Raw genomic sequence first — 23,036 nt, forward strand, 5'->3', positions numbered from 1 at the left:
GGCACCCCCGCCAGCAAGCCCGGCGCAAACTATTGGAATCCCCAGGTCGTCCCCCAGACGCGTGCCGATCTTCTCTTCCAACCGGACAAAGATGCCAACAAGGTTCTCCGTTCGCAGGGAATCGCGACGCGACTGGTTGCCCCCGCGCAGGGCGTGATCAAGGGCGCCAGCGCGCTGGTGACCACCGGCGACGGCGACGGCGCCGCGACCATTCTCAAGGACCGTGTGGCGCTGCACGTCGCGCTGACCGCCCGCGGCGGCTTTGGCGACGATGATGGTTACCCCGGATCGCCGATGGGGGCCTACGCCCTGGTGCGGCAGGCCTTCTATGACGCCGACTGGTACCGTCAGGCGTGGGATGCCTACCGGCGCGATCGCGCGTTGTCGCGGCCGGAGCGCAACGATGCGCTGGAGGCCATGCAGGGATTTCTCGGTGGGCGGGCGCCGGTGATCTTCGATGCCTCCGATGAGCTTTACACGCTGCGCGCCGACCGTGTCGCGCGCGAATTAGGCCTCAACGCCATCGTGCGCGGCAACAACGAGGAATACCAGCGCCTCGACTTGGTCGCCGCAACCGGGCGGCCCATCATCCTGCCGGTCAACTTCCCCAAGGCGCCGTCGGTGAAGACCCCCGAAGACGCTCTCGCCGTTTCACTCACCTCGCTCATGCACTGGGACATCGCGCCGGAAAACGCCGGTCGTTTGGCGAAGGCGGGCGTGACCATTGCGTTTACCTCAAACGGCTTGAAGGACGCCAAGGAGTTTCTGGGCGGGGTGCGCAAGGCGGTCGCGCGCGGCCTCGACAAGAGCGCGGCGTTGCGCGCGCTCACGCTGACGCCGGCGCAATTGTATGGTGTCGCCGACCGTCTCGGCTCCATCGCCGTCGGCAAGGCCGGCAATCTCGTGGTCGCCTCCGGGGACATCTTCGAAGACAAGACCGAGGTGCTCGAAACCTGGGTCGATGGCCGTCGCTACGAGGTCAAGACCGCGCCGGTCGCCGATCTGCGCGGCGAGTGGACGGTGCGTCTGTCCGACCAGCAGGCGCCGACCGACACCGTGACGCTCAAGCTCAAAGGCGAGCCCGCCAAGCTCTCCGGCAGCATCGTTAAAAACAGCAAGGACGCCAAGCTCGCCGAAGCGGCGATGAACGATGCCCGTCTCGGTGTCTCCTTCAAAGGCGATTCGCTGGGCTGGCCGGGGGTGGTGCGGATGAGCGCCACCAAGTCGGGAGAGCAGTTGCTCGGCGATGGTGTCTGGGCCGACGGGCGCGCCTTCAGCTGGAGCGCGACGCTGTCCAGGCCTTTCGCCCCCGAGCCGGACACCAGCAAGCCGAAGCCGCCGCAGATGGCGACCTACGATGTCATCCAGCCGATGATGGCATTCGGCAACAAAACGCAGCCGGCGCAGCAGACCATCCTGTTCCGCAACGCCACGGTCTGGACCTGCGGACCGCAGGGCAAAATAGAGAATGGCTCGGTCTTGATCCAGGGCGGCAAGATCGCGGCGGTGGGACAGAACCTGGCCGCGCCCGCCGGCGCCGTGGTTGTCGACGCCACCGGCAAGCATATCGCGCCGGGCATCATCGACTGCCATTCGCACAGCGCCACCGACGGCGGCGTCAACGAGTCCGGCCAGACGATCAGCGCGGAAGTGCGCATCGGCGACTTTATCAATCCCGACGACGATGCCGTCTACCGCCAACTGGCCGGAGGCGTGACCGCCGCGAATGTCCTGCACGGTTCGGCCAACACCATCGGCGGGCAGAACCAGATCATCAAAATGCGCTGGGGCGTCGGGCCGGAAGACCTCAAGTTCGAGGGCGCGCCGCAGGGCATCAAGTTCGCCCTCGGCGAGAATGTCAAGCAGAGCAATTGGGGGGACCGCTTCAACACGCGCTACCCGCAATCGCGCATGGGTGTCGAACAGCTGGTGCGCGATGAATTCACCGCCGCCCGCCAGTACAAGGCGCGCTGGGAATCCTGGAACAAAACCAAGCGGGGTGTCCCGCCCCGGCGCGATCTGGAGTTGGACGCCATTGTCGAAATCCTCGATGGCCGCCGCGACATCCATTGCCATTCGTATCGCCAGGATGAAATTCTGGCGCTCATGCGCGTCTGCGAGGACTTCGGCGTCCGCATCAAGACCTTCCAGCACATCCTCGAAGGATACAAGATCGCCGACGTGATGGCCCGGCATGGAGTCGGGGGGTCGTCATTCTCCGATTGGTGGGCCTATAAGATGGAGGTGGTCGACGCCATCCCCTACAACGGCGCGCTGATGCACAACGCCGGCGTCGTGGTCTCGTTCAACTCCGACTCCAACGAACTGGCGCGCCGCTTGAACACCGAGGCGGCCAAAGCGATGAAATACGGCGGCGTGTCGGCGGAAGACGCGCTGAAGTTTGTCACGCTCAATCCCGCCATCCAACTGGGCATCCAGGGGCGGGTCGGGTCGCTGGAGGTCGGCAAAGACGCCGATCTGGCGGTCTGGAGTGATTCGCCGCTGTCGGCCATGGCGGTCTGCGAGCAGACCTGGGTCGACGGCCGCAAGTACTTCGATCGCGAAGACGATGCCCGTCGCCGCGCGGAACTGACCACAATGCGCGCCACGCTCATCCAGAAAATCCTCGATTCCGGCGATGAGGGAGAAGGCGGCGGCGGCGAACGCAAACGTATGTGGCCCCGTCACGACATCTTCTGCGGCTTCCACGACGACGAGGAGGAAGAGTAGCCATGCGACGCCAAGACCTGATTCTGACACTGACGATGGCGGCGATCCTCCCGACGTTGGCGTCGGCGGCGGTGCCGACGCCCGCTCCGCCGCAGAGCCAGCCGATCGCGTTGGTCGGCGGCACGATCCACACCGTCGATGGGCCGGACATCGCCAACGGCACCATCGTCTTCGAGAATGGCCGGATCACGGCGCTGGGCGCCAGTGTCACCGTGCCCGCCAACGCCGAGCGCATCGATTGCGCCGGAAAGCACATATACCCCAGTCTGATCGACGCCAACACCAGCATCGGCCTGACGGAAGTCGGGTCGGTGCGGGCCACCAACGACGCCAGCGAGACCGGCACGATCAATCCCAATGTCAAAGCCGAGGTCGCGGTCAATCCTGAAAGCGAGATCATTCCGGTGACGCGCTCCAATGGCGTCCTTTTGGTCTTGTCCTCGCCCTCCGGCGGCGTCATCTCCGGCACCTCCGCGCTTCTGCGTCTGGATGGCTGGACCTGGGAGGATCTGACCGCCCAGGCGCCGGTCGCCATGCACATCAACTGGCCGCGCATGCGGCCCTTCACCGCCTGGTGGAACCAGGAATCGGATGAGACGCAACTGGAGCGTCGCGACCAGCAATTGCGCGCGGTGCGTCAGGCCTTCGCCGATGCCCGCGCCTATCGGGCGGCGCGCCAGGCCGGCGGAACACCGCCCGCGTTCGATGCCCGCTGGGAGGCGATGATCCCGGTCCTGGATGGACGCTTGCCGGTGATCATCGAGGCCGACGACATCCAGCAGATCCAGGCGGCCGTCGCCTTTGCGGAGAGCGAAAAGCTCAAAGTCACGATCCGCGGCGGCTATGACGCGCCACTCTGCGCCGCACTGCTCAAGGCCAACGACATCGCGGTCATCGTCGACGGCATTCACCGTCTGCCCACCCGCGACGATGATCCGTATGATGCCCCCTTCACCGTGCCGGCGCGTCTGCACCAGGCCGGCATCCGCTTCTGCGTCACCGGCGGCGGGGGGGCCTCCAACGTGCGCAATCTGCCCTATCATGCCGCCACCGCGGCGTCGTTCGGCCTGCCGCGCGATGAGGCGCTCAAGGCGATCACGCTCTACCCGGCGCAGATCCTTGGCGTCGCCGATCGCTATGGCTCGCTGGCGATTGGCAAGCAGGCGACCCTGCTGGTCGCCGACGGCGACATCCTCGATATTCCCACCCACGTGGTCGACGCCTACATCGATGGACGCCGCATCGATCTGACCGACAAGCAGAAGGTGCTCTGGGAAAAGTACAAAGAGAAGTATCGCCGGCAGGGCATTCAGAACTAGTCCCCGGTGTCCGAGCAAAATGAATGGGGCGCGCCCAGGCGCGCCCCATTCTCATGGACGCCGGGTGTCGGTATCACGGGCAGGGCGCGCAGAATTCGGTCTGTGGCAGGCCGCCGCGGAAGGCGACATTGACCACGCGCACGACATCGGTGACCGTCGTCGCGCCGGTGCAGTCCACGTCACTGCGCTCGTATGGGCAAAATGTGTCGGAGGTCGGCGCCGCGCCGCGGAATGCGACATTCACCGTCTCCACGACATCGAGCACATTGACGCGGACGCCGTCGCAGGCGGGGTCGCCGGCGCACGGGCAGGCGCACTCGCAGTCATCGGGAATCTGATTGCCGTTCACGTCGGCGGCCATCCCCGCGGCGATCTCGCAACTGTCGGGCACCAGGTTGGCGTTGCAGTCGGTGAAAGCGTCGGGCACGATCTTGTAAACTTCGCCGTCGCCATAGTCGCAGATGTAGAGTTCGCCCAGGAGGTCCTGGCCGAAAGAGGAGACCGCCACAATCTCATCGAAGCCGGCCGGATCCAATGTCGCGGTCCATTCCGTCGAATCGGTCTTGGTCGCGCCGTCGTAGCGGAAACTCCAGATCTGTCCGGTGCAATACTCCGCATAGAAGTAGTGGCCCTCCAGTTCCGGCAGGGCGCAGCCGCGGTACACATACCCGCCGGTAATCGACTGGCAGGCGGCCTGGTGCGGGTACTCATGGATCGGGAGCGTCAGCGTCGGGCCGTTGCACGTGCAGCCCGTGAGACCGGTGCAGTTGGTGCCTTCCATGCAGCGCCAGCCGTAGTTGCGTCCGCCCACCGCGCTGTCGGGCTCGAAATTGATCTCCTCGCGCGCATCCTGCCCGACATCGGCCATGTACATGTCGCCGGTCAGGCGATCGAATGCGAAGCGCCATGGGTTGCGCACCCCGTAGGCCCAGATCTCTTCGCGATGATTGGCCAGGCCGACAAACGGATTGTCGGCCGGCACATAGGGACTGGTGGTATCAACGTCGAGCCGGAGAATCTTCCCCAGTAGCGTGTTCAGATTCTGCCCGTTGCCGGTGGCGCCGTGCTGGTCGTTGGATCCGCCGCCGTCGCCGGAGGAAACATAGAGCATGCCGTCGGGTCCGAATTGCAGGCAGCCGCCGTTGTGATTTGCTTCGGGTTGCGTGTAGGTCTTGATCGTGACGCCGCTGCCAGGATCGGCGATGTTGGGATCGCCCGAGACCGAGTAGCGCGCGATGACGGTGTTGCCGAGCGTGTTGGTGTAATTGATGTAAAAGTACCCGTTGTTCTGGTAATCGGGATGAAAGGCCAGCCCGAGCAGGCCGCGCTCGCCGCAGCAACTGGAAATCGGGTCGACATTGAGAAAGGCGGAGTCGAGCACCACGCCGTTCAGGAGAATCCGGATCCGGCCATTTTGTTCAACAATGAACAGCCGCTCGAAGTCCCCGGGCGCTTGCGTAACATAGAGCGGGCGCAGCAGGTTGCCGGCGACTTGCACTGCGGTCGCGCCGGCCGCCGGCGTCGGCACGGCCCAGAGCGCCAACGTCAGGATGCCCAGGGCGCCAGGCAAACGTCGCGCGTTGATGAGAAGCATGCGAAGACTCCTTGATATCGGATCGGATGCGAACCGGACAACCTGCTGCGGATTCAGAAGCCGGCGGGTGCGTCACCAAGTCCCCCCGACGGTGGAATAATACAAATTCAGCCGTGTATCGCCAATCGCAATGTCCGGTGAATCATCGGCGCCGTGGGTCGGAGGATGAGCGCCTACAATTCGAAGGTATCGCCCATGGCCGGCGCCACGGCGGCGAATTGGCGTTCGTCGCCCAGCCGCCGGACCATCGCCGCCGCCGGGATCGGCTCGCCGTGCGTGACGAACACCCGTTCGGGCGCCGTCGCCAGCGGCTTTAGCCAGCGCATCAATTCGGCGTAATCGGCATGCCCCGACAATCCGTCGATCTCGGCCACCTGGGCACGGACCTCATGCTCGCGTCCGTGGAAGCGCAACACCCGCCGGCCTTCGACCAGATCGCGTCCGCGTGTGCCCGCCGCCTGGAATCCCGCCAGCGCGATGATGTTTTCCGGATGACCCATGCGCTGCATCAGGTGATGCAGGACACGCCCGCCGGTGAGCATGCCGCTGGCGGAGATGATCACCCGCGGTCCCCCGAGCGCGTTGATCGCCTTGGACTCGTCGCGCGTGCGATGATAGGTGATGTTGCGGGAAAACATTCCTCCGTCGCCGCCGTGATGGGCGACATCCAGCCGGTGCAATTCGGGAAACTGGTAGAATATCTCGGTGGCGTCCAGCGCCATCGGACTGTCGACATGGATCGGGATGCGCGGGATGCGCTTCTCATCCTGCAACCTGTGCAGGAGGTACACCACCTGCTGGGCCCGTCCGACCGCGAAAGCGGGGATCAACAGCACCCCGCGGTTGGCCACAATCCGGTCGACCAGTTCGGCCAGTTGCTCGGCCGAGTCGTGATCGCCGTGCAGACGGTCGCCATAGGTTGACTCCATGACCAGATAGTCGGCGGGCTCGGGCGGCAAGGGATCGGGCAGCAGGGGCGAGTCGAAACGGCCCACATCGCCGCTGAAGTAGATCACACGGGCACGATTCCCGTCCCGGATGGCCAATCGCACCGAGCAGGCGCCGAGGATGTGCCCCACCGGGCGCAGCGTGAAGGCAAAATGGGGCGAGAGACGGTGCTCGGCGTTCATTTTCACCGGCCGCAGCAGTTTGATCACGGCCTTGGCGTCGGAGACATCGAACAGCGGTTGGGCGGGCTTGTGCTTGGAGGCGCCCTTCTTGTTCAGGTACTGGGCGTCTTCTTCCTGCAGTTCCGCGGCATCCAGAAGGATGATTTCGGTCAGTTTGGCGGTGGCCGCCGAACAGTAGACCTTGCCGCGAAATCCCAATCGGTGCAGACGCGGCAGATACGCCGTGTGGTCGGTGTGCGCATGGGTCAGGACAATGGCGTCCAGCCCGGCCAGATCGAAATCCGGCGGTTCCCAGTTCCGCAGACGCAGTTCCTTCAGGCCCTGGAACATCCCGCAATCGATCAGCAGCGTCTCGCGGCCGGCGCGCACCAGATAACGGGAGCCGGTCACCGTCTGCGCGGCGCCATGGAATGCCAGATTGATCATTCTGTGGGAGTCCTAATGCCCGAATCCGAGGGCGTAGTAGATGACATAAAACCAACCGAAGATACCGTGCAGGATGACCCACAACAAGGAGTGATTGACCGACCACGAAATGGCCACCGCGATGGCCTGGCCAAGCCCGATGCCGTTGGAAATCGTCGTAAAGGCGCGAATGGACGCCATGATCTGCTCCTTTCTGCGGCGCGGCGCGCCGAAGCACAGCGAAGCTATGAGGAAAACCCCGGACCGTCAAAGACTCGCTGCGGCCGCGCGGCCGGCCTGCCCGTTCGACCGAAAAATTCCACCGGCCATGTGCGGGATTGACACCGTCCCCGCGTTCCGCTGCGTATATAGGGTGACGAGGTGAGTCGACTATGACATCGATCGAGGCCCTGATCGACCGCCAACTGACCCGCCGTCAACTGCTGGAACGCGCGCAACTGGCGCGTCCCCCGGCTGGCGAGGTGAAGCCGGCCCGGCTCAGGGTGATCACCGTGTCGCGGGAAACCGGCTCCGGCGGCCGTACGCTCGCCGGACGGCTGGCCCAGGCGCTCAAGTACGAATTCATTGACCGGCAAATCGTCGACCAGCTGGTCGAAGACACCGGCGCGCGCGAGCGACTGATCGCCTCGCTCGATGAGCGCACCCGCAACGGGGTGGTGCTCTGGGTGGAGGGCATTCTGACCGGACGGTACATCGACCGTTCGGAATACACCCACGCTCTGTGCAAGACCATCACGACACTGGCCGAGCACGGCGATGCCGTCATTCTCGGCCGCGGCGCCAATGTCATTCTCGGGCCGCGCGGCGGGCTGCATGTTCGCGTCGTCGCCCCGCCCGAAATGCGGGTCCAGAATCTGATGCGGCATATGGGCATGACTCCCCGCCAGGCGCAGGAGCATGTCAAACTCAACGACGAGGACCGTCGGCGTTTCTATGCGGACGTGCTCCACGCCGACATCGATAACCCCAACGACTATCACATGGTGATCAACACCGGGCGTGTCAGTCTCGACGTGGCGCAGGAATTGGTGCTGCTGGCATGGGAGAAGTACCTGAAATCGTAGCCACGAAGAATTGGCTCAAACAGCGACGGGCGGGACCGCGGTCCCGCCCGTCTTCGTATCCGGCAGGTTGCTGAACAACCCAGAATCTCGCATTGTCACCCTGAGCGGAGCGAAGGGTCCGCTGTTCTGGTTCATCGTTGAAAACAGCAGATGCGTCACTTCGCTCGGCATGACATTGGCCGCTCATTGAGACGTAACGGACTTTGTAGCACCCCATCCGGCTGTCAGTCTCAGGCGTCGGTCGGCGCGGCCACAATCGGCCCGCTTTGCTCGTTGCGCAAACGCTCGTCCAGCAGGCGGCAGCCCTCCAGAAGCATCGCTTCATTGGGCAGGTGGCAGTTGGTTTCCGGCATGGTCTCCACCGGCGATAATGCGAAGGTCGCGTCGTGCCAGTTCAGCACCTCATAGATGGCCTGCTCGCCCAGCTGTCCGGCCGCCTCGGCGAAGCGGATCTGCCCCTGCCAGAGGATGATGCGGGCGCTGGCTTTGCCCTTGTGCAGTTCGATGCGCACGCTGCGCGATCCGGCGGCGAGAATCTGGACCATGTCGATGAATGGTAACTGGGCGAGACTGCCGGTCACCGTGTGGGTGCGCGCCGGCAAATGTGGACGGCGCTCGATGGCGCGGCGCAATTTGGCCGCCGCGACCCCGGCATCCCAATTGCCGCCCCAGACATCCTCGAAGCCGGCCTCGAGCGCGGCGCGGGCAATGGCCGCGTCGAACTCCTCCAGCAGCAGGAAATTGGTGATGCCCGGCGCGGCCTGAGTTTGCCAGCGAATCCAGTCCAGTCCGCCGGCCGCCGCCCAGACCACGGCATCGGGATGGCGACGCTCGGTCAAAGAGCGCGCCTCCGATGCCCCACTTGCGGTGACCACGCGCCAGCCCTCGTTTTCCAAAAGCAGGCTCAGGTGGCTCCATTCCATCGAATGATCGGCAACCAGCAGCACTTCCGCCGGGCCGGGGGGGAGAAAACCTTCGAGAATCTCCTCGCGCACGACCCGCAAGAGCGCCTCCACCGCCATCGGATCGTAGGTCTTGCCCGACTCGCGCCGCAGCCATTCGCTGAACTGCCCGGCCTCCTCAATCGTCGCGATCATCCTGGTCTGACGTTCACGCAGAAAGGCGGCGACCACGGCATAGACACGGGCGGCGAAAGGCGATTCGGCGGTCGATTGCCCCGGCGCGGCGTTGGACTGGTCAAAGGGCGTCGCGACGGCCTGCAGCAATTCCGCGACCGGGTAGGGACAACCGATTTCCCGTGCCAGAGCCACGCGTTCCGGCGCGGTCACACCGGGGATGTCGAAAAGCGGCGTAAGCGCGCAGGCGACCGTCAGAGTGTCGACCTCGAAAGGGGTCAACGGCAAGAGCCGCGCCATGGCCAGCGCATAGCGGGCGGCATCGCCGCCGGACTGCGCCACGGCCGGCGACAACCGCCGCGCCGCAAATTCGGCCACCTGGATGTACCCTTCGCGCATGCGTTCATACGACAGCGGCGTGCGCAACAGCGCCGATGTCCACGAAGGACGCGGCACCAACTGGAGGCGCGGGATCTCGCGCCGCAGTTTCGCCAGACTATCGGGGTGCGACTGGGCGTTGTCGTCATCGTAGATGATGTAATCCCAATCCTCCGTGGGGATGGTGCGGCAGTCCCAGCTCTCCACCTGGCAGCGCTCAAACTCCAGAAGCGACTTCAGGAGTTTGGCGACAAAGGGCTGGGTCAGCCACAGGAGGACCCGGGCGGTCGGCCGCGGTTCGACCGACCCCGTCCACTCTTCCACCACCGCGTTGCCGGCGCTGATGGCGAAGTTGAGGTTCAACCCCGCGGACCGCGGCCCGGAAGGCGCGTCGGACGCCGGCTGCATCTGCGAGGCCTCCGACGGAACGCCGTAGAATCTGTCCCACATCCGCTGGAGCGTGATTTGCGGCGCGACAAAGACCTGCACCGACTTGGCGCTGGCGTGAAAACGCACTTCGTCGGCCAGCATCGAGTTGTGCGGATCCGCCATCGCCACTTTCAGCACGCGGCCGGACGGCTCGAACGCCAGCGGCATCACCGAGCGCTTGCGCAGCCAACTCTCGCGGAACAGCCGCAGCGCGCCGGGATCGGGGGTCACCTTGGCCGGGTCCCACACCGGCGTGCCAAACTGCTCCGAAAGCGCCGCCACCAGCTGGGTTTCGGTGATGATGCCCAATCCAACCAGCGTCGAGCCCCAGCGCATGCCGGCCCGCTGTTGGAAGCGCAGCCCCTGCTGGATCTGCTCATCGGTAACCCAGCCGTGTTGTTTCAGGATGGCGTCGAGTCGTTGTTTCTTCTTCATGCGACCGGCTCCGGGGTGCGGACGCTGCCGGTGGCGGCCAGCGCCGGAAGGGGACCATTGGCGACCGCCAGCGCGGTCTCGGCGGTGACGATCCCGTCCTCGACCAATTGCGCCAGATGCTGCTCGAGCAACTGCATGCCCTCGCGGCGCCCGGTCTGGATGGCGGTGGGAATCTGATAAGTCTTGCTTTCGCGGATCATGTTGGCGACCGCCGGCGTGTTGATCAGGATCTCGCAGGCGGCGACTCGCCCGCGGCCATCGGCGCGCCGCAACAGCTGCTGGGCGATGACGCCGCGCAGTCCTTCGGAAAGCAGCACACGGATCTGCGCCTGCTGGTCGGCGGGGAAGGCGTCGACCAGCCGGTTGACCGTCTGCGCCGCGCTCTTGGTGTGCAGAGTCCCGAACACGCAGAGCCCCAGTTCGGCGGCGGTCAGCGCCAGGTGGATGGTCTCCAGATCGCGCATCTCGCCGACCAGGATCACATTCGGGTCCTGACGCAACGCCGCCCGCAACGCCGCGGCGAAGTCGCGCGTGTGCGAACCGACCTGGCGTTGGGTGATCAGGCAGCGCTTGTTGCGGTGGACAAACTCAAGCGGATCCTCCAGCGTGATGATGTGTTTGGTCGTCGTCTCGTTGAGGTGGTTGATCATCGCCGCCAGCGTCGTCGACTTCCCCGAATTGGTCGGGCCGGTCACCAGCACCAGGCCGCGCGCGGTTTCGGCCAGACGGGTCACCACCTCGCCGAATCCCAACTCGTCGAGGCGCGGCGGGTCTTCGGGAATGATGCGCAGCACGCCGCCCGGCCCGCGGTGGTCGCGAAATAGACTCACGCGGAAGCGCGCGAACCCCTCGATGGTGTGCGCGGTGTCCAGATCCCAGTTCCGCTCAAACTGCTCGATCTGCTCATTGCCGATGAGCTCGTAAAGCAACAGCTCCACTTCGGCGGCGGCCAGCGCCCGGTCATTGGCCGGGACCAGTTCGCCACGAATGCGAAACGTGATCGGCGCCCCGGTGGCCAGATGGACATCCGAAGCATCCAACTCCTTCATGTGCCGCAGGATTTCGTCGATCTGTGCCAACCCGAACCTCCGCTTGGGGACTCCACGCCCCTCCTTCCTATTTCGGCAGAACGTCCACCGAATCGCAGGCCCGAGAACAGAGAACTCGTTTGCTCCGCCGCCGAGGAGCGCGTTAGTGGATACATTGTAGCGCTTTGTGTGGTAATGTCTTACGACAACTGCTTTATGGTGCGGTTGAGGGCGCTGCATGCCATGGCACGCTCTGTGGTCGCCGCGCCGCGCGCGCGCGTGGGCGCCGGCAGGCAATCGACAGCGGTGTTTCCGATTTCCGTCAACTTTCCGTTAGGGCCCACGTATACTTGCGCCGATGTATCAAAAAAACCGACAGAACTCCGGGACTTAAGCCCGGGGCAGGAGGAGGTAGCATGTTCGGTTTGATTGCGTTGGCCATCATCGTCGTGGTCGCGATCTGGGTGATCGGCATCTACAACGCGCTGGTGCGCCTGCGCGTGCAGAGCGAAAACGCCTGGTCGGACATCGACGTGCAGTTGAAGCGGCGCTGGGACTTGATCCCGAACCTGGTGGAAACGGTTAAGGGCTACGCCGGCCATGAGAAGGCGACCTTGGAGGCGGTGATCAAGGCGCGCAACATCGCCATGGCCGCGCAGGGTCCCGAGGCGCGCGCCGCCGCCGAGAACATGCTCACCGGCACGCTCAAGTCCCTCTTTGCCGTCGCCGAACAGTATCCCGACCTGAAGGCAATCGCCAGCTTCACCCAGTTGCAGTCGACACTGTCCGAGATCGAGGAGTTCATTCAGAACGCCCGCCGCTTCTACAACGCGGTGGTGCGCGACCTGAACACCAGGATCGCGATGTTCCCCTCGAACATCATCGCCAACATGTTCGGGTTCAAACCGCGCGAGTTCTTTGAGCTGGACGCCGAGGCCGAGCGCCAGGCCCCAAAGGTTTCCTTCGGCGCGGCGTCGTAACATGCGGCGCCCTTCCGTCGCCCGTTGGGGCGCTTCCATCGGCGCCGTCATCCTGTTTGTGCTTGCGCTGACGGCGCCGCTGCAGGCCCGCTCGATCACGATCCAATCGTTCGACGCCGACATCGCCATCCATGCCGACGGGCACATCGTCGTCGCCGAGAAGATCCGCATCTATTTCGAGGGGTCCTGGAACGGGATCATCCGCTCGATCCCGGTGAAGTACCGCACGCCGCAGGGGTTCAACTTCGACTTGGACTTGAAGGCGGTAACGATCACCGACGAGTCGGGCAACGCGCTGAAGTTCGAGCGCTCACGGGCGCGGCACTACCTCGAATTCAAAATCTGGGTGCCGGGCGCCAGCGACGCGGCGCGGACGATCGTGCTCACGTACCGCGTCGACAACGCGCTGACCTTCTTCGAGGACCACGACGAGCTCTACTGGAACATCACTGGCGACGAATGGGAAATGCCGATCGAAGCGGCCACCGCGCGGATTCGTCTGCCCGACGCCGCCACCGGTCTGCGCGCGGTCGCCTTCACCGGCGCCTATGGTTCGCGCGCCCTGGACGCCACCGTGGAGAAAGCCGGGCAGATGGTCACCATGCGGATGAACCGCGCGCTCGACTTCCGCGAAGGGTTGACCGCGGTGGTCGGCTGGGACAAGGGGTTTGTCGCCGAGCCGACCGCATTGGACAAGACCGGCAGTTTCCTTGCGGCCAACTGGCCGATCGCCGTGCCGATCTTTGTCGTCTTTCCGCTGATGTTCTGGTTGTGGCACACCCGCGGACGCGACCCCGAGCTGCGCCCGATCGCCGTCCAATATGAGCCGCCGGCGGGGCTGAGCCCCGGCGAAGTCGGCACACTGGTCGATGACTCCCCCGACATGCGCGACATCACCGCCACGCTCATCCATCTGGCCACGCGCGGTTACATCGCCATCGAGGAGAAAAACGAGGAGAAGTTCTTCGGCCTCATCGACAGCAAGGACTACTCCTTTCAGGCGCTCAAGCCGGTAAACGAGTGGGGGACACTGGCGGCGCACGAATGGGCGCTGATGAACGGCATCTTCGATACCGGCGAGGTCAACTTCGTGCCGCTGGACAATCTGAAGAACAAGTTCTATGCGCACATTCCCAAGATTCGCGACCGGCTCTTCGACGGACTCATGCAGCGCGGCTTCTATAAGGCGCGGCCCGATCGGGTCAAGGCGGGGTATGTGGTCAGCGGGGTGTTGCTCGGCGCTCTGATGGCCGGTTTCGGCGGCGCCGCCGCCGAACGCTTCGGCATCGCCCCCTTTGCCGCGGTCCTCGGCGGCATCCTCACCGGGCTGATCATTGTCGGCTTCGGGCTGATCATGCCGGCGCGCACCCGCAAGGGCGCCGAGGCGCTCGAGGGTGTCCTCGGCTTCCAGGAGTTCCTGCGCAAGGTGGAAGGCCCGCGCTTCTCGCGCGCCGACCTCAGGCCGGACATGTTCGAAAAGTTTCTGCCCTACGCCATGGCGCTCGGGGTCGAGGCCAATTGGGCCAAGGCCTTTGAGGGGATCGCCGAAATGTCGCCGTCGTGGTATCGCGGCGCCACGCCCGGCGGCATCTTCCATCCCGCCGCCTTCACCTCGCGGCTGGGGGCGATGTCGACCACCGCGACCTCGGTGATGTCGTCGGCGCCGCGCGGACGTTCGGGCGGCTCCGGCTTCGGCGGCGGCGGTTTCTCCGGCGGTGGCGGCGGCGGTGGCGGCGGCCGCGGCTTCTAATCCGTCACATACCACAGTCCAAAGAATCGGCCGTCATTCCAACCTCCGGCGATCTTTGCCGGAGGTTGGAATCTTTGTTTCCCGCTGCATAGCCACACTCGCGGCTTGCCACATTCGCGCCCAATCTCTTAATTGCCGCGCGATTGCCCATGGCCACCCGCCGACTGCCATTCTTCGAGCGCAACCTCACCCTTTGGGTGGTGGCCTGCATGGTCCTCGGTGTCCTTCTGGGCAAGGGACTGCCCGGCCTGCTGGGCGTCCTGCGCGGACTGGAATTTGGCGAGGGGAGCCAGATCAATCTGCCGATCGCGGTGCTGATCTGGCTCATGATCATTCCGATGATGATGAAGGTCGACTTCGGCGCGATCCGTCAGGTCGGCCGCAAGCCGCGCGGGCTTTTGGTCACGCTGGTCGTCAACTGGCTGGTCAAGCCGTTCTCGATGGCGTTGATCGGCTGGGTCTTTTTCCGCTACCTGTTCAGTCCCTGGATTTCTCCCGCCGAGGCCGATCAGTACATCGCCGGCTGCATCATCCTCGCCGCCGCGCCCTGCACCGCGATGGTCTTTGTCTGGAGTTACCTCACCGATGGCGACCCGGCCTACACGCTGGTCCAGGTCTCGCTCAATGACCTGATCATGCTGGTATTGTTTGCGCCGCTGGTGCGCTTTCTGGTCAGCGGCGCCTCGTCGCTGTCGGTGCCGTTCCTGGTCCTGCTGTACTCCGTGATCGCCTTCATCGTGATTCCGCTGGCGATCGGCATCATCCTGCGTTTGTGGCTGATCCGCGTGCATGGCCGCGGCTGGTTTGAGGGCACATTCCTGCCGCGGTTGTCCCCGGTGACGATCGTCGCGTTGCTGCTCACGCTGGTCTTCATCTTTGCCTTCCAATCGGAGAACATCACCACGAAGTTCTTCCATGTGGTATTGATCGCCGTGCCGATCCTGATCCAGGTCTACTTCAACTCCTCGCTCGCCTATGGCCTGATGCGCTGGTTGAAGGTGCCCTACAACGTTGCCGCGCCGGGGGCCTTGATCGGCGCCAGCAACTTCTTCGAACTGGCGGTGGCCACCGCCATCGCGCTGTTTGGCCCCGAATCGGGCGCGGCCCTGGCCACCGTGGTCGGGGTGTTGGTCGAAGTCCCGGTCATGCTCTCGGTCTGCGCGGTCTGTAACCGCACCCGCCACTGGTTTGCCGCTTCCGCCTGAAAGTCAACCAACGGCGTGCCTCCGGCATCTCTCCCGGGACTGTCTGCGCGCCTTTCGTTGCGGCGCATAGGACTTTTGACACACCGCCGGCGCGATTCCGCGTAGATTGACGGATCGACCAAGGAGGACGGCCATGGACGCAAAGAAGAGCATCGAAATGCTGAACAAGGGCGTCGCCGATGAGCTGCAGGCGGTGCACCAGTACATGTACTGGCATTTCCACCTCGACGATCAGGGGTATGGACCCTGGGCGAAGATGTTCAAGCGGATCGCCATCATGGAAATGACCCATGTCGAGGAGTTCGCCGAACGGATCCTGTTTCTGAAGGGCGATGTCAGGATGGCCCCGGCCGGACCGGTGGAGAAGATCACCGATCCGCAGAAGATTCTCCAACGCGCCGCCGAAATGGAGCGCGAAGCGGCCGCGGTCTACAACAAATTCGCCATCAAGTGCAGCGAGAACTCCGACGCCGCCTCCAAGCACATCTTCGAGGAACTGGTCAAGGACGAAGAGGCGCACTACGACGAGTTCGACAAGCAGCTGGAAAACATCAAGCGCTTCGGCCCGAACTACCTGGCGCTGCAATCCTTCGGCACCCTGCCGGAGGCGGGCGGCTCATCCGCCGACTGAGCGATGCCGCTGCCGCACCGACCCGACACGGGGCCGATCCGATGATCGGCCCCGTCGCTTTTTTTGTGGAAATCTCCTGCTGGCATTCGTCATTCCGCGGGTGTAATCTGCCGGATGGGAGAATGACACATGATCGATCCGAACCTTGAAACCCGCTGCATCAACACGATCCGTTTTCTGTCCGCCGACGCGGTGGAAAAGGCCAAGTCCGGCCATCCCGGCGCCCCGATGGGGATGGCGGTGATGGCGCATGTTCTCTGGGACCGCTTCCTGTCGCACAATCCGCGCGATCCGCGCTGGCCCAACCGCGACCGGTTTGTGCTCTCGGCCGGGCACGCTTCGATGCTGCTGTATTCGCTTCTGCATCTGACCGGCTACGATCTGCCGCTGGAGGAGATTCGGCAGTTCCGTCAATGGGGCAGCCGGACGCCCGGACATCCTGAGTTCGGCCACACGCCGGGTGTCGAGATGACCACCGGTCCGCTGGGGCAGGGGTTTGCCGGCGGCGTGGGCATGGCGCTGGCCGAACGGGCCCTCGCCGCGCAGTTCAACCGGCCGGGGCATGAGATTATCGACCATTACACCTACGCGATTGTCTCCGACGGCGACCTGCAGGAGGGAATCAGCGGCGAGGCGGCCAGTCTGGCCGGGCATCTCGGGCTGGGGAAACTGATCTACCTCTATGACGACAACCGGGTCCAGATCGATGGCCCGACTTCGCTGGCCTTCAGCGAGGATGTCGCGCGTCGCTTCGAGGCCTACCGCTGGCAGGTGATCGGTCCGATCGACGGCATGGACGGCGCCGAAGTCGAATCCGCGATCCGGCGCGCGCAAGCCGAGACGTCACGGCCATCGCTGATCATCTGCCGGACCATCATCGGCTACGGCAGCCCGACACAGGGCACCGCCAAGACTCATGGCGAGCCGCTCGGCGCCGAGAACCTGCGCGCCGCCAAGAAGGCGCTTGGCTGGCCGCTGGAGCCGTCCTTCCTCATTCCTGATGACGTCCTCGATCACATGCGTCAGGCGGTTGTACGTGGGCAGAACGCGCAGGAGGCATGGACCGCGCGCGTTGCCGATTACGCGCGCGCCTTCCCTGATTTGGCCGTCGAGTTGAAACGGCGGCTCTCGGGCGTCCTCATCGAAGGGTGGGACAAACCGTTGGCGACCCTGTTCGATGATAACACCGCGGCCATGGCCACGCGCGATGCCTCCGGCAAGGTAATCAACGCGCTGGCGGCGACGCTGCCCCTGATTGGCGGTTCGGCCGATCTGTCGCCGAGCAACAAGACCCTGATCGCCGGGCAGCCCGATCATTCGGCGGCTGAGCCCGGCGCGCGCAATCTGCGATTCGGCGTGCGCGAGCATGCCATGGCGGCTATCGCGTCGGGGATCGCGCTCCATGGCGGCTTTGTGCCGTATGTGGCGACGTTCCTCACCTTCTCCGATTACATGCGCCCGGCGATCCGTCTGGCGGCGCTGATGGGCCTGCGCGTGATCTATGTCTTCACCCATGATTCCATCGGCCTCGGGGAGGATGGCCCGACGCATCAGCCCATCGAGCATTTGCTGGCCCTGCGCGCCATTCCCAACCTGACGGTGATCCGTCCCTGCGACCCCGCCGAGACCGCCGAGGCGTGGCGCAGCGCCCTCGTTCGCGCCGATGGCCCGACCGCGTTGATCCTCACCCGCCAGAAAGTCCCGACCCTCGGCCGCGCCGAACTGGCGCCGGCGCACCACCTGCAGCAGGGGGCGTACACTCTCTGGCAGTCGCACGGTGATCCGGAGATGATTCTGATCGGCACCGGTTCCGAGGTGTCGTTGGCATTGGCCGCGGGGCGGCAGTTGGCCGCCGAGGGGATCGCGGTGCGTATCGTGGCGATGCCTTCCTGGGAATTGTTCGATGCGCAGCCGGATCAGTACCGCGAGCAAGTTCTACCGCCGCACATCCGCGTCCGTGTCGCGGTCGAAGCCGGCGGTGTGCTCGGCTGGGAACGGTATGTCGGGCTGGAGGGCGCGGTCATTGGCATGCGAGGCTATGGCGCCAGCGCTCCCGACGGCGTTCTCTATGAGAAGTTCGGCATCACCACCGAGCAAATCGTTGCCCGCGCCCGCGCGCTGCTTGGCGCGGCCATCACCACCGACAACCGGATCTATGCCCAGCCGACATGATTACGCACATCTCCTTCGAAGCGGCCGCGCAGTGGGAGGCGGTCCAACGCGCCTGGGATCATCTGGCCAAGGATCGGGTCATTGAACGCATCTGGCAGCGCGATCACACGGTCTGGAAGCCCAAACCTCATGAAATCGCCAATCGTCTCGGCTGGCTTGACATCGCCGCGCGCATGTGGGAGGAAGTCGGCGATTTGCGCGGATTCGCCGATGAGGTCCGCCGCAGCGGCCTGACCGATGCCGTCCTCCTGGGGATGGGGGGTTCCAGTCTGGCCCCCGAAGTCTTCAGCCGCTCACAGCGGGTAGCCGATGGCTTCCTCCGTCTCCATGTGCTTGACTCTACCGACCCGGGCGCGGTGCGGAGTATCCAGGAACGGATTGATCTCACGCGCACGCTGTTTATCGTCGCCACCAAATCGGGCGGCACGGTCGAAACACTCTCTGGCTTCAAGTACTTCTTTAACGCGGTCGCGGATGCCGTTGGCATTAAGCGCACAGGGGAGAGGTTCATCGCCATCACCGACCCCGGCTCCAGTCTCGAGCAACTCGCTTCCGACCACCAATTCCTGCGCACCTTCCTCAATGATCCGGAGATCGGCGGACGGTATTCGGCGCTGTCGTATTTCGGGATGGTCCCCGCGGCCTTGATCGGGATGGAACTGGAGCGGGTGTTGGTCAGCGCCATCCACGAAATGGAAAAGAGTCGGGCGGAGGTGCCGCGCAATTCATCGGCCGCCTGCGGCGCGGTGATCGCCACCCTGGCGCAACTGGGACGCGACAAACTGACCTTCCTCATTCCCGGGCCTCTCGCGAGTTTCGGCGACTGGGTGGAGCAATTGATCGCCGAGAGCACCGGCAAGGACAGCGTCGGCATTCTGCCGGTGGTCGGGGAGACGCCGGGGAGTCCGTCCGAATATGGCGGCGACCGCGCTTTTGTCCTGATCCGGCACTGCGAGGATGAGAGCCACCTTGCACTGGCCCATGAACTGAGCGAGGCCGGCCATCCGATGATCGTGATGACCTACGAAGATGCCACCGATCTCGGCGGATTGATGTTTCTCTGGGAGATGGCGACCGCGGTGGCCGGGCATGTGCTCGGCATTCATCCCTTCGATCAACCCGATGTCGAAGCCGCCAAGGTCCGGGCGCGAGCGGCGTTGGCCGACCTCCGCGCCACCGGGCATTTGCCGCGTGTCGATCCGTCCGCGGACGACAATGGCATCGCGGTCTTCGGCGCGGAATCCGGCACGGTCGAGGAAGTCATCAGCCGGTTTATCGGCCAGACTCGTTTCGGCGACTACATCGCCATTCAGGCCTATCTAACCCCGTCGCCGGCGCATGATGAGATGTTGTCCCGCCTGCGTCTGGGATTGCGGCGACGTTTCCATGCCGCCACCACGGTCGGATACGGGCCGCGGTTTCTCCATTCGACCGGCCAGTTGCACAAGGGGGACCGGGGCAATGGCCTGTTCGTGCAGATCACATGCGACGAGGCCAACGATCTGCCCATCCCCGATCGCGCCGGCGCGCCGGAGTCAGCGCTGAGCTTCGGCGCGCTCAAACTGGCGCAGGCGATCGGCGATGGCGAGGCGCTGCACGCGGCGGGACGGCGCCTGCTGCGGGTGCACCTGCGCGATCAGGACGCCGGATTGGCGAAACTGGTTTCGATCCTGGCCGGATGAGCATATCGTTGCGGCAACGCAAGTCAGGGGAGAGACAGCATGGATCAGGACACACTTAAGCGCCAGGCCGCCGAGGCGGGCGTCGGGTTCATCCAATCGGGCATGGTGGTCGGCCTCGGGCATGGCTCGACCGCGTTGGCGGCGGTGCGTATCCTGGCCGACCGGTTGGCGCGGGGCGAACTGCGCGACATCGTCGCCATCCCCTGCTCCCCGGAGATCGAGGCGGAGTCGCGCCGTCTGGGCATCCCGCTGACGACACTCGAAGAGCATCCGCGCATCGATGTGACCGTGGATGGCGCCGACGAAGTGGACCCGCAACTGAACCTGATCAAGGGCGGTGGCGGGGCGCTCTTGCGCGAGAAGATTGTCGCTCAGGCCTCCCGGCGTGAGGTGATCATGGTCGATGAGTCGAAACTTTCGCCGCGGCTGGGCGCCAGGTGGGCGGTTCCGGTCGAAGTCCTGGAATATGGCCTGCGCTCCCAGCGCGAGTTCATCGAATCGATCGGCGGACATCCGGTGTTGCGTCTGCGCGAGGGCGCGCCCTTCCGCACCGCCAACGGGCACCTCATCCTCGACTGCAATTTCGGTCCGATCGCCGATCCGGCCGCCTTGGCGACGCAGCTGAAGCAACGCACCGGCATCATCGAACATGGGTTGTTTGTCGGCATGGCCTCCGAGGTCGTGGTCGCGGGGACCACGGGTGTACGGATACTCAAGCGTCAGGGGAGCCGTTGATGCAAATCGGCATGATTGGGCTGGGACGGATGGGCGGCAACATGACCTCGCGCCTGTTGGCCGGGGGCCACAACGTGGTGGCCTTTGCGACAAGCCGCGACTCGGTCGCCGCCGCCGCGCGCGAAGGCGCCACCGCGGCCGATTCGCTGGCCGATGTGGTGGGCAAATTGGCGCCACCGCGCGCCGTCTGGGTGATGGTTCCCGCCGGCGCGCCCACCGAGGACACGGTTCAGGGGCTGATCAAACTTCTGTCGCCCGGCGACACGATTCTCGAGGGCGGCAATTCCAATTACAAAGATTCCATGCGCCGCGCCGCAGCCGCCGGCAAGGCCGGCATCCACTATCTGGATGTCGGCACCTCCGGCGGCATCTGGGGCAGGAGCGAAGGGTACAGTCTGATGATCGGCGGTCCGTCGGAGGCGGTCGATCGTCTGCGGCCGATCTTCGCCACGCTGGCGCCCGCGCCCGACAAGGGATGGGGGCATGTCGGACCCAGCGGCGCCGGGCATTTCGTCAAGATGATCCACAACGGCATCGAATACGGCATGATGCAGGCGATGGCCGAGGGCTTCGACCTGATGAAACGCAAGACGGAACTGCATCTTGATCTGCATCAGGTCGCCGCGATCTGGCAGCATGGCAGTGTGGTGCGGTCCTGGCTGCTCGACCTGACCGAGCGGGCCTTGGCCGGCAATCCGAATCTCGATGGCATCGCCGCCTATGTCGAGGATTCCGGCGAGGGACGCTGGACGGTCATGGAGTCAATCGATCTGGCTTGTCCGGCGCCAGTGATCACGCTGGCGTTGCAACGGCGGTTCCGTTCGCGCGATGCCGCCCCCTTTGCCGACAAACTGCTGGCGGCGATGCGCCAGCAATTCGGCGGCCACGCGGTCAAGACCGAGAGCTGATGAGGACCTTAACGTGAGCCCGCAATCCATCCCGCCCACCACGATTGTGATCTTCGGCGCCTCGGGCGATCTGACCCAGCGCAAACTGGTCCCGGCGCTCTTCCATCTGTTCCGCAAGGGGCAACTGCCGGGTGAGACGCGTGTGGTCGGTTTCGCGCGGCGCCCCTACTCCGATGATGAATTCCGTGCGCATCTGCGCGAGGGACTCGAGACGCTCGCCGGCGGCGTGGCCAATCCCGATGACTGGACGGCCTTCGCCGCGCGCATCAACTACGTCCAGGGCGATCTGGACCGCAGCGACGATTACCGCAAACTGGAAGAGACACTCGCCCGACTCGACCCCGCGGACCGTGCGCGCCTGTACTACTTGGCGACCGCGCCGGAGTACTACGCCACCACCGCCGCCTACATCGGCGTCGCCGGGATGGCCGACCAGAGCCGCGGACGACGGCACATCGTGATCGAGAAACCCTTCGGTCGCGACCTCGGCACCGCGCGCAACCTCAACGCCGCGCTGCATGCGGTCTTCGCCGAAAGCCAGATATATCGCATCGATCACTACCTTGGCAAGGAGACGGCGCAGAACATACTCTACTTCCGATTCGCCAACACCATCTGGGAACCGGTCTGGAACCGACGCTACATCGACCATGTCCAGATCACCGTCGCCGAGACCGTCGACATCGGCAACCGTGGCGGCTACTACGACCACGCCGGCGTGGCGCGCGACATGTTTCAGAACCACCTGCTGCAACTGCTCTGCCTGATCGCCATGGAGCCGCCGGCGTCGTTCCAGGCCGACATGCTGCGCAACGAGAAGGTGAAGCTGCTGTCGGCGATCCGTCCGGTCGACATCGCCGACACGGTACGGGCCCAATACAACGGCTACCGTCGCCATCCCGGCGTCGCCCCCGATTCGACCACCCCGACCTACGCGGCAATCAAGCTCTACCTCGACAACTGGCGCTGGAAGGGCGTGCCCTTCTACCTGCGATCGGGCAAGGCGCTCAAGGAACGGATCAGCGAAGTGGATGTGCACTTCCAGAGCCCGCCGCATGTGATGTTCAATCTGCCGCCGGGGAAGGACCTCTCGCCCAACCAACTGTCGATCCGCATCCAGCCCGATGAAGGGATCCGTCTGCAGTTCGAAGCCAAGCGTCCCGGCGCCTCGCAGGAGACCGTGACGGTGGCGATGAAGTTCGATTATGATGAATCGCTGCCGGGCGAGCCGCTGCCGGAGGCCTACGAGCGGCTGCTGCTCGATGCGCTGCGCGGCGACGCGGCGCTGTTTATGCGCTCCGATGAGATCGAGACCGCCTGGCGGATCATCGATCCGATCATCGCCGGCTGGAACGCGCCCGCCG

General features: G+C 64.7%; 17 protein-coding genes. 12 read left to right on the plus strand and 5 right to left on the minus strand.

Going from position 1 to position 23,036, the window contains the following annotated elements; genetic code table 11:
• On the plus strand, positions 1-2,730 hold a 2,730-nt coding region (locus tag VNN55_06915), incomplete at its 5' end, for an amidohydrolase family protein (GenBank protein ID HWO57280.1).
• Positions 2,731-2,732: 2 nt separating this feature from the next.
• Positions 2,733-4,049 (plus strand): amidohydrolase family protein, encoded by a 1,317-nt coding sequence (locus VNN55_06920; protein ID HWO57281.1) that lies wholly within the window; start codon positions 2,733-2,735, stop codon positions 4,047-4,049.
• Between the two features lie 73 nt (positions 4,050-4,122).
• Here the strand turns inward: VNN55_06920 and VNN55_06925 are convergent, their stop codons facing one another.
• The 3 genes from VNN55_06925 to VNN55_06935 all read right to left on the minus strand — a co-directional run bounded on the left by VNN55_06925 (position 4,123) and on the right by VNN55_06935 (position 7,379).
• Entirely contained in the window at positions 4,123-5,643 is a 1,521-nt protein-coding gene (locus tag VNN55_06925; GenBank protein ID HWO57282.1) for a PQQ-dependent sugar dehydrogenase, read from the minus strand.
• A gap of 173 nt (positions 5,644-5,816) precedes the next feature.
• Complete coding sequence (locus tag VNN55_06930; protein HWO57283.1) at positions 5,817-7,199, minus strand: MBL fold metallo-hydrolase; 1,383 nt, start codon at positions 7,197-7,199, stop codon at positions 5,817-5,819.
• Positions 7,200-7,211: 12 nt separating this feature from the next.
• Positions 7,212-7,379, minus strand: a complete 168-nt coding sequence (locus tag VNN55_06935; protein ID HWO57284.1) for a hypothetical protein — start codon at positions 7,377-7,379, stop codon at positions 7,212-7,214.
• Positions 7,380-7,570: 191 nt separating this feature from the next.
• Here VNN55_06935 and VNN55_06940 point away from each other — a divergent pair, with 191 nt between their 5' ends.
• Positions 7,571-8,263, plus strand: coding sequence for a cytidylate kinase-like family protein (locus tag VNN55_06940; protein ID HWO57285.1), 693 nt, complete (start codon positions 7,571-7,573; stop codon positions 8,261-8,263).
• Positions 8,264-8,493: 230 nt separating this feature from the next.
• On the opposite strand, the gene VNN55_06945 is transcribed toward VNN55_06940, so the two are convergent.
• Together VNN55_06945 and VNN55_06950 are read right to left on the minus strand one after the other, a co-directional pair.
• Positions 8,494-10,581: a DUF4388 domain-containing protein gene (locus tag VNN55_06945; GenBank protein HWO57286.1), complete on the minus strand. Its 2,088-nt coding sequence runs from the start codon at positions 10,579-10,581 to the stop codon at positions 8,494-8,496.
• The gene (locus VNN55_06950) at positions 10,578-11,660 is read right to left on the minus strand and encodes a type IV pilus twitching motility protein PilT (protein HWO57287.1); all 1,083 of its coding nucleotides are present in this window, start codon (positions 11,658-11,660) and stop codon (positions 10,578-10,580) included. Before VNN55_06950 ends, VNN55_06945 begins: the two co-directional genes overlap by 4 nt.
• A gap of 365 nt (positions 11,661-12,025) precedes the next feature.
• Between VNN55_06950 and VNN55_06955 the strand changes: the two genes are divergently transcribed.
• The 9 genes from VNN55_06955 to zwf form a co-directional block, all read left to right on the plus strand.
• Positions 12,026-12,589 carry a LemA family protein gene (locus tag VNN55_06955; protein HWO57288.1) on the plus strand — a complete coding sequence of 188 codons (564 nt, stop codon included), beginning with the start codon at positions 12,026-12,028 and terminating at the stop codon, positions 12,587-12,589.
• Between the two features lies 1 nt (position 12,590).
• Positions 12,591-14,339, plus strand: a complete 1,749-nt coding sequence (locus VNN55_06960; protein ID HWO57289.1) for a DUF2207 domain-containing protein — start codon at positions 12,591-12,593, stop codon at positions 14,337-14,339.
• Positions 14,340-14,488: 149 nt separating this feature from the next.
• The gene (gene arsB, locus VNN55_06965) at positions 14,489-15,544 is read left to right on the plus strand and encodes an ACR3 family arsenite efflux transporter (protein HWO57290.1); all 1,056 of its coding nucleotides are present in this window, start codon (positions 14,489-14,491) and stop codon (positions 15,542-15,544) included.
• Positions 15,545-15,677: 133 nt separating this feature from the next.
• Positions 15,678-16,175, plus strand: a complete 498-nt coding sequence (locus VNN55_06970; protein ID HWO57291.1) for a ferritin-like domain-containing protein — start codon at positions 15,678-15,680, stop codon at positions 16,173-16,175.
• 129 nt (positions 16,176-16,304) lie between these two features.
• Positions 16,305-18,347, plus strand: a complete 2,043-nt coding sequence (gene tkt, locus VNN55_06975) for a transketolase (GenBank protein HWO57292.1) — start codon at positions 16,305-16,307, stop codon at positions 18,345-18,347.
• Positions 18,344-20,029, plus strand: a complete 1,686-nt coding sequence (locus tag VNN55_06980) for a glucose-6-phosphate isomerase (protein HWO57293.1) — start codon at positions 18,344-18,346, stop codon at positions 20,027-20,029. Before tkt ends, VNN55_06980 begins: the two co-directional genes overlap by 4 nt.
• Before the next feature lie 39 nt (positions 20,030-20,068).
• Entirely contained in the window at positions 20,069-20,764 is a 696-nt protein-coding gene (gene rpiA, locus VNN55_06985; protein HWO57294.1) for a ribose-5-phosphate isomerase RpiA, read from the plus strand.
• Positions 20,764-21,672 carry a decarboxylating 6-phosphogluconate dehydrogenase gene (gene gnd / locus VNN55_06990; protein HWO57295.1) on the plus strand — a complete coding sequence of 303 codons (909 nt, stop codon included), beginning with the start codon at positions 20,764-20,766 and terminating at the stop codon, positions 21,670-21,672. Before rpiA ends, gnd begins: the two co-directional genes overlap by 1 nt.
• A 13-nt stretch (positions 21,673-21,685) precedes the next feature.
• The coding region (gene zwf / locus VNN55_06995) for a glucose-6-phosphate dehydrogenase (GenBank protein HWO57296.1) at positions 21,686-23,036 on the plus strand (1,351 nt) is incomplete at its 3' end.

Source organism: bacterium (assembly GCA_035559435.1).
Lineage (GTDB): Bacteria > Zixibacteria > MSB-5A5 > WJJR01 > WJJR01 > JACQFV01.

Coding starts and splice junctions, on each gene's coding strand:
- tkt (HWO57292.1), top strand. CDS start 16,305: ATGATCGATCCGAACCTTGAAACCCGCTGCATCAACACGATCCGTTTT.
- VNN55_06925 (HWO57282.1), bottom strand. CDS start 5,643: ATGCTTCTCATCAACGCGCGACGTTTGCCTGGCGCCCTGGGCATCCTG.
- VNN55_06940 (HWO57285.1), top strand. CDS start 7,571: ATGACATCGATCGAGGCCCTGATCGACCGCCAACTGACCCGCCGTCAA.
- VNN55_06980 (HWO57293.1), top strand. CDS start 18,344: ATGATTACGCACATCTCCTTCGAAGCGGCCGCGCAGTGGGAGGCGGTC.
- VNN55_06930 (HWO57283.1), bottom strand. CDS start 7,199: ATGATCAATCTGGCATTCCATGGCGCCGCGCAGACGGTGACCGGCTCC.
- VNN55_06945 (HWO57286.1), bottom strand. CDS start 10,581: ATGAAGAAGAAACAACGACTCGACGCCATCCTGAAACAACACGGCTGG.
- VNN55_06920 (HWO57281.1), top strand. CDS start 2,733: ATGCGACGCCAAGACCTGATTCTGACACTGACGATGGCGGCGATCCTC.
- VNN55_06935 (HWO57284.1), bottom strand. CDS start 7,379: ATGGCGTCCATTCGCGCCTTTACGACGATTTCCAACGGCATCGGGCTT.
- gnd (HWO57295.1), top strand. CDS start 20,764: ATGCAAATCGGCATGATTGGGCTGGGACGGATGGGCGGCAACATGACC.
- rpiA (HWO57294.1), top strand. CDS start 20,069: ATGGATCAGGACACACTTAAGCGCCAGGCCGCCGAGGCGGGCGTCGGG.
- VNN55_06955 (HWO57288.1), top strand. CDS start 12,026: ATGTTCGGTTTGATTGCGTTGGCCATCATCGTCGTGGTCGCGATCTGG.
- arsB (HWO57290.1), top strand. CDS start 14,489: ATGGCCACCCGCCGACTGCCATTCTTCGAGCGCAACCTCACCCTTTGG.
- VNN55_06960 (HWO57289.1), top strand. CDS start 12,591: ATGCGGCGCCCTTCCGTCGCCCGTTGGGGCGCTTCCATCGGCGCCGTC.
- VNN55_06970 (HWO57291.1), top strand. CDS start 15,678: ATGGACGCAAAGAAGAGCATCGAAATGCTGAACAAGGGCGTCGCCGAT.